This window comes from Pseudomonas sp. AGC41 (genome assembly GCF_057334555.1).
The window spans coordinates 117,531-124,576 of the sequence record NZ_JBHFJB010000022.1; the positions used below are offsets into that span (position 1 = coordinate 117,531).

Annotated in this window: 6 protein-coding genes; 4 read left to right on the forward strand and 2 right to left on the reverse strand. The window is 59.0% G+C overall.

The features are described 5' to 3' along the window. The coding region (locus ACE04F_RS03335; protein WP_486104847.1) for a thiamine pyrophosphate-binding protein at positions 1-767 on the reverse strand (767 nt) is incomplete at its 3' end. A gap of 594 nt (positions 768-1,361) precedes the next feature. Between ACE04F_RS03335 and ACE04F_RS03340 the strand changes: the two genes are divergently transcribed. The 4 genes from ACE04F_RS03340 (at position 1,362) to ACE04F_RS03355 (ending at position 5,570) form a co-directional block, all read left to right on the forward strand. Beyond that, positions 1,362-2,522: an ABC transporter substrate-binding protein gene (locus ACE04F_RS03340; protein WP_486104849.1), complete on the forward strand. Its 1,161-nt coding sequence runs from the start codon at positions 1,362-1,364 to the stop codon at positions 2,520-2,522. A 205-nt stretch (positions 2,523-2,727) separates the two neighbouring features. Further along, positions 2,728-3,663, forward strand: a complete 936-nt coding sequence (locus tag ACE04F_RS03345; protein WP_486104851.1) for an ABC transporter permease — start codon at positions 2,728-2,730, stop codon at positions 3,661-3,663. 30 nt (positions 3,664-3,693) lie between these two features. Beyond that, complete coding sequence (locus ACE04F_RS03350; RefSeq protein ID WP_486104853.1) at positions 3,694-4,485, forward strand: ABC transporter permease; 792 nt, start codon at positions 3,694-3,696, stop codon at positions 4,483-4,485. A 5-nt stretch (positions 4,486-4,490) separates the two neighbouring features. Further along, positions 4,491-5,570, forward strand: a complete 1,080-nt coding sequence (locus tag ACE04F_RS03355; protein ID WP_486104854.1) for an ABC transporter ATP-binding protein — start codon at positions 4,491-4,493, stop codon at positions 5,568-5,570. Positions 5,571-5,708: 138 nt separating this feature from the next. Here ACE04F_RS03355 and ACE04F_RS03360 read toward each other — a convergent pair. After that, a partial coding sequence (locus ACE04F_RS03360) for a methyl-accepting chemotaxis protein (RefSeq protein WP_486104856.1) occupies positions 5,709-7,046 on the reverse strand: 1,338 nt, incomplete at its 5' end.

Here is a 7,046-nt window from a genome sequence, read left to right on the forward strand (position 1 = left end):
TTGGCGGCGTACAGACGAGCAGCCGGATGGTAGAGGGGAAACACCTGGCGGGCGATGGCCTGAAGAGGCCCGGCGCCCACCACCAGGATGGCCTCCTCCTCCAGGATCGAGCGCAAAGCAGCCAAAGGCCTATGGATCGTCAAGGGCAGGACGCCACTGGCACTGTCGTCGACCCCGCCCGTCGCTGGCCCCTGACGCAAAGCGACTATTTTCAGCCGTGAACCTGCCCTCGGTACTTCGCTGTTGGCGCGCAAGGTGGCGGGTGCCAGGCTGACGTCAATCGAAACGTCCTGAACGGCCGCCGGAATATTCAGACTGACCGGACCTACGCGTCCACTGAACATCGTATCGAAGGACTGACGCAGGGCCTGCGGCAACTGTTCGATACGCGAGACGCGCCGGTGTTCTTTCGTGACGCCGCCGGAGACGGTTGCCAGCCTGTCATCATCGTACTCAGCGTCGTCTGCGCTGATGACCAGCATGGCTGATGATTGCGCCGACGCATCGGCGATTGCACCCAGCGCCGTCGAAATACCCAGCGGGCCCGCAAGCAAAACAGCCATCGGCCGCCCGCAGGCGCGAAAATATCCGTCGGCAAGATGAACACCGCTCGGCTCCAGCATGACTTGAATGAAAGGAATATCCGTGCCGGCTGTCAGCAGCGCTTCTACCAGAGACCATGAGCCGTCACCCGGTATGCCGGCCACATAGTCGGCGCCGTTCGCTTTCAGCGCTTTCGCAACAATCTGCCCACCCGTGAGTTTCACAAGACACTCCAATCAATCAAGCGCAGGCGTGAAGGGGCGAATGCACCTCCGCCTTTTTCAGGATCGCCACGGGAGTATTCGCCCACACCTGGCACCGCTCAATTTCGCACCAAGGGCAAAAGAGACGCACGTTGACGCAGATGCCCCATACCCCTCGCCTGCTCATGAAGCACGCGTGTCATGGCGCGTCAGCTGCGCCGTTTAGGTCACTTCGATGCGTCATAGTGCGTCGCTTTTATAAGCGCTGCGAAATTGAGTGCCCTGCCTGCCAGGCCAATACTCGATCCATGAAAACAACAAGCCGAGCCTATCAAGCGCTGGGCGCGCCGCTTCAAGCCTTTACCTGCAACGTTCAGTAAAGCGGCGGCGCCCAGCCAAGGAAGAGTCAATCGGACCAGTGGAGACCTAGTGCGCGATGTTCTCAACAGGCATGTCAGCACCGCCAACCTCCCCAGCTCATGGAAACAATGCTGGCCATAACACTGCCGATCTACAGGACTGCATATAAAAGTATCTGCCCGGAGAACCAGCCGGGCCAGATCCACTGCAAGTCGCCCATCGTTTTCACAAAAACCACCTAGGCAGGAACTCGAAATGAAAAAAGACACAGAGACGGGTTATGGACTCACCGGCATCGATCTGGATTCGATCAGCCTGAAGCGCCGCACATTTTTGCTAGGGGCTGCCGCCTCCGCCGCCGGGTTGTACATGGGCTCCTTCATGCCCAGCGCATTTGCCGCCGCGGGTGGACACCTGGAAATCCTTGGCTGGGAAGGTGAAACCGGTGACGCCGAACTGGCCGAATGGCGTAAGCAGCATGGCATTACCGTCCGTTCCAGCTATGCCAGCAACCAGGACGACATTACGGCCCGCCTGGCCGGCTCCGATCCCGTGCAGCTTGACTTGACCATGTACGCGCTGGGCTACGAGACCATCTACCAGGAAATGGGGTTGCTCAAGGAGATCGACACCTCAAGGATCCCCAACTACTCAGCGGAAAATACCCTCCCGCTGTTCTACAAAGGCAGCCGTTGGTATTGGGATGGCAAGCAATGGGGCGTGCCCCTGCTGTGGGGCATGAACACCATCATCTACAACCCGAAAGCGGTCAAGACACCTACTGAATACAAAGACCTGCTCGACCCGAAATTAAAGGGCAAGCTGACCTTCGTCGATGACGGGACGTCGAATTGGTCGCTCATCGCGATCATTGCCGGCTATGGCGACAAATTTCCCAATCTGACGCGCGCCGAGTTCGACGACGCCTTCGAGAAACTCAAGCCGTACCGGGATCAATGCCGGGTTTTTGCCGCCTCTTCGGGGGACGCGGTTTCTCTGCTGGTGTCAGGCGAAGTGGATGCGGTGTTCTCAGCGTCAGCCAACACGCCGAGCGAGACCAAAAAGCGTGGCGTAGAAAGCGCTTTATCGGTCCCCAAAGAAGGCGCCGCGCTCTGGTGCGATGCGCTGTTCATCCCGAAAACGGCCAAGGATATACCGTTGGCACTGGAGTTCATCAACGAGACGCTCGAAGCGCAAACCCAGGCCAAAATGGCGACCACCATGTTCTCCGGCGTGGTCAACACGAAAGCCGTGCCACTGCTTCCGACAGACCTTCGAAACACCTTTGACTACGCCAATCTGGACAGCTTTTTCGAGAAGTCGAAACTCTACGGCCAGCCACCTCTGAGCTCCGATCAGTATGTGACCTATGCCGAATGGATCGATCAGTGGGCGAATTTCAAAGGCTCGTTCTAGGGCTGGGATCAATTCGTCCTACTCAAAGACCTGCTTGAACGGACGCTTACCTGAAGCGCGTGTTTGCCAACACGCTCTTCTCTGTTCGATGGCACTTCGTGGCCTGTCGACCCCGTTCGCAAGGTTCAGAAGAGCACTCGTCTAGCGTAAATGCGCTCGCCAGGACGCGCTCGTTATCGAAACAAAAAGCAAAGGCACAATCATCATGAACGTAGTCAACAACAGCGAGCCCATCCTCCTCGATGCCAGGGATTCGAAGGCGGGTATGCAGGTGAAAATCGACAAGAAAATCCTGGGCGGGTACTTGCTGGCGTCACCCCCGATGTTCTTCCTGGTGGTGTTCTTCCTGATTCCATCGGCGCTGCTGCTCGTCGCGAGTTTTTGGACCGCCAAACCGTTCAGCATGGAGCCTGCCGCGACGCTGGCCAACTATGCAAAAGCCCTCAGTGCAAATGGGTTCTACGATTCGTTGTGGATCGCCCTGCAAAACGGTTTCTGGACCGCGGTGCTGTCAACGGTCATCAGCGCCCCAGTCGCCTATTACATAGTTTATCGGACGCGCTCCAACGCCGTGCTGTACTTGGCCCTGATCTCGTGGTTCTCCAGCTATCTGGTGCGGGTCTACGCATGGCGCTCGATCCTGGGCACCAACGGCGTGATCAATTCCACGCTGTTGCACCTTGGGCTGGTCGATACCCCCCTGGACTGGCTGGTGTTCAGCAAGTTTTCGGTGGTATTGACCCTGGTCCACATCATGCTGCCCTTCACCCTTCTGCTGCTGGTGTCGGGCTTGCGCGATATCAAGAAGGATTACCTGGAAGCCGCCGCGGACCTGGGCGCCGGCGGCGCCACCATTTTGTGGCGAGTGATCATGCCGATGGCGCACAAAAGCATCGTCAGTTCGTTCATGTTCACCTTCGTCCTCGCTGCCAGTGATTACGTCACCCCCCAAATGCTGGGCGGCAGGGACGCCATGACCACCGGCCTGGTGATCGCCAACCAGTTCCGCTCGGTCGGCAACTGGCCGCTGGGGGCGGCGATGGCGTACCTGCTGCTGGTGGTCTTCATGTTGGTGTATGGGCTGCTGCTGGGCTTGTTGCGCGCCGCCAACCTGGCGCCGGGCAAACGCTACCACGACTGAACACCGCCAATAAAAAGCAAGGTGACCGCCATGATCAGACTATTCACTTACCTTTATATGCTTTTCCTCTACGCGCCCATCGCGATCATCGCGTTGTTCAGCTTCCATTCGTCAGCCTCGTTGTCGTTCCCGTTCGAAGGCTTCTCCGTCCGATGGTATGAGGCGCTGTTCAGCAGTTCGGACTTCATGACCGCCTTGACCAATAGCGCAATCGTCGCCGCGGGTTCGGCCATGCTCACCACGCTGCTGGGTACGTTCTCAGCCCTGGCGTTGATGCGCATGAAAGGTCGGGGCAAGTCTGCCTTTGCCTTCATGAACTTCGCCCCAATCGCCCTCCCCGGTTTGTTCCTGGGAATCGCGTTGGTGATTTTCTTCTCGTTGATCGGCTTGCCCCGTTCGCTGCTGACCGTCGTGATCGGCCATACGCTGTTCACTTTCCCATTCTTCGTCGAGTCCGTGCGTTCACGCCTGGAGTACTTCGATCTGTCGTTCGAGGAAGCGGCGCGAGACCTGGGCGCCAGCCCACTCAAGGCGTTCTGGCTGGTGACGCTGCCCATCATCGGGCCGACCATTGCGGGCGCCGCGATCCTCGCGGTCGCGCTTTCGATGGACGAATTCCTGATCACCGTGTTCGTCACCGGCAGCGATACCACGCTGCCACTCATGATTCTTTCGATGATGCGCCGCGCCGTCAGCCCCACCATCAATGCCGCCTCGGTATTCATGCTGGTCGTCACCATCGCCATCATCGTCACCGCCGGCCTGGTCATGACCTTGCGCCGTCGTCGTCTCGAACTTGAACGTGCTGAAACTGCAGAGTAACCGCCATGACCAATAGCATTGAACTGACCGGAATTTCCAAGAGCTACGGCAACCTGACCGCCCTCGGCAAAGTCGACCTGACCGTAAAACGCAACGAAATCCTCACTTTGTTGGGCCCAAGCGGCTGCGGCAAGACCACACTGATGCGCATCATTGCAGGCTTCGAAGAGCCCACTACCGGCAAAGTCATGATAGATGGCAAGGACTCCACGTCCCTGGCGCCTGAACACCGCCCCGTCAACATGGTGTTCCAGAAGTACGCGCTGTTTCCTCACCTTGATGTTTTCGACAACGTGGCTTTCGGGCTGCGCCTGAAGAAAAAACCCAAGGAGGAGATCAAGCGAGAAGTAACCAAGGCGCTCGAACTGGTTCAATTGGAGGGTTTCAAGAATCGCTGGATCTCCGAGCTCAGTGGCGGCCAGGCACAACGCGTCGCGCTGGCCCGGGCATTGGTGAATCGTCCCGCCGTGTTGCTGCTCGACGAGCCGTTGGCTGCGCTGGACTTGAAGATTCGCCACCACATGCTCAACGAGATCAAGCGAATCCACGAAGAGACATCGACCACCTTCGTGTATGTGACCCATGACCAGGACGAGGCGATGATCCTGTCCGACCGTGTCGTGCTGCTGAACAAGGGCGGCATCGAGCAGATAGGCGGGCCACAAGAGATGTATTGGTCCCCGCGCACGTTGTTCGCCGCGAAATTTTTCGGTGACACCAACATCGTCGCCGGCACCTACGGGTTGGGCGACACCCGCAGCGGCTATGTCGATCTACCCTTCGGTCGCTACGCGCACATGGCCGGCGACAGCCTGGAGGCCGGGCCGGTCAATGTGTCGATCCGTCCCGAAACCATCGGCCTTGAAGCCGCTCAAGACGCGCCGTTGGCCGACGGGGCATTCGCCGGGAAAGTCAAAGACACATCGTTCATCGGTAACCGCGTGATCTACCGTGTGGCGGTTGCCGGCGGCACCCTGGACCTCAAGTGCCAACAACTGCCTGTCCCGGGCAGCCATGCCCTGCCACCCGGAGCCGAGGTCGCGCTCACCTGCAAACCAGACAGCTTCGTGGTGATTCCAGCCTGACGGGCGATGGTGCAGAAAAACGCCCTTTGCTCTCTTCAGCATCGGGTTCAACCGTAACGTTGACGCCGGATCATGCGCTTTTGAACAAGCCCATGATCCGGCATTTTTTTATCAGGAATCGCAGCGCCTTCAGCTTCTCTAGACCTTGAAGTTATTCATCAGCCTCTGTTGCTGGTTCGCAAGATCGTTCAAGGAGTGGCTGATCCTGGCCGATCGATCCGCTTGCCCCACCAACTGACCCGTTACATCCCTGATGGCCGAAACGTTACGATTCACCTCTTCAGACACTGCGCTCTGCTCTTCGGCCGCGCTGGCAATTTGCAGATTCATGCCCGTCATGATCTCGATGCTTTCGCTGACATTGGCCAATGCGTCGACAGCCACCAGGGCTTGCTCGACACTGGCATTGGCCTGGCGATGCTGGCTCTGCATGGCGCTCACCACTTCGCATGTGCCGCCCTGTAGGCTCTCGATGACACCCTGGATTTCACTCACGGAGTCCTGGGTGCGCTGGGCCAGATGGCGAACCTCATCGGCCACTACGGCAAAGCCTCGCCCGGTCTCCCCGGCCCTTGCCGCCTCGATCGCAGCATTCAACGCCAACAGATTGGTCTGCTGGGCAATGGTGCGGATCACGTCGAGCACACTGCCAATTTCCTCACTGCTGGCGGCGAGTTGTCGCACCCCGTTCATGGCGCCGCTCATATGCGCCGCCAGCGACTGGATGGAATGCGCAGCGGTCTCGATGGTGCTTTTGCAAGAGCGCACAGCGGCATCGCCATTTCGCGCGGCGGTCGCCGCCATGGACGCACTTCGCGCCACCTCTTGGGAGGTCGCGCTCATTTCATGGGCGGCCGTCGCGACTTGCTCGACTTCCAGCAGTTGCTGCTGCATACCGTTGCTGGTTTGGGCGGCAATCGAAGACGCCTGGTCGGCGGTGGAGCGCGTGTCCAGGACGCTCTGGCTGACTTGGGCAATGATGGGCTGCAGTTTATCGAGGAAGCGGTTGAACCCACCCACCAGCACGCCCATTTCATCGCGGCGCTCGGCGCTCAGTCGCTGGGTCAGATCACCCTCACCATCGGCGATATTTTCCAGCATCGCGGACACCCGGCGGATGGGCCGGGTGACACTCACCGCCAACCACCCCATCAGCAATATCCCCGCCACGGTGACGCCAATCCCGGTGGCCACCTGCACCATCACCGACGTCCGATTCGATTGCTCCAGCACTTGCTGCAACGCCGCAACCGAGGCCATCAATGTGGCACGCGGCACTTCGATGACGGTCATCCAATGGCTCGAATTAGGGATGGGTGAAAATGGCACGACAAGCATGACGTGAGTGTCATCGGCCCTATCGATTGCCAGGACTTTGCCCGACTTCGCCCCCTCGAACATCTCCGCCGCCTGTTGGGGGAAAATGTCTTTGATGGTTTTCCCCAACGAGGCAGGATCGCCGCTCCGGCCCATGAC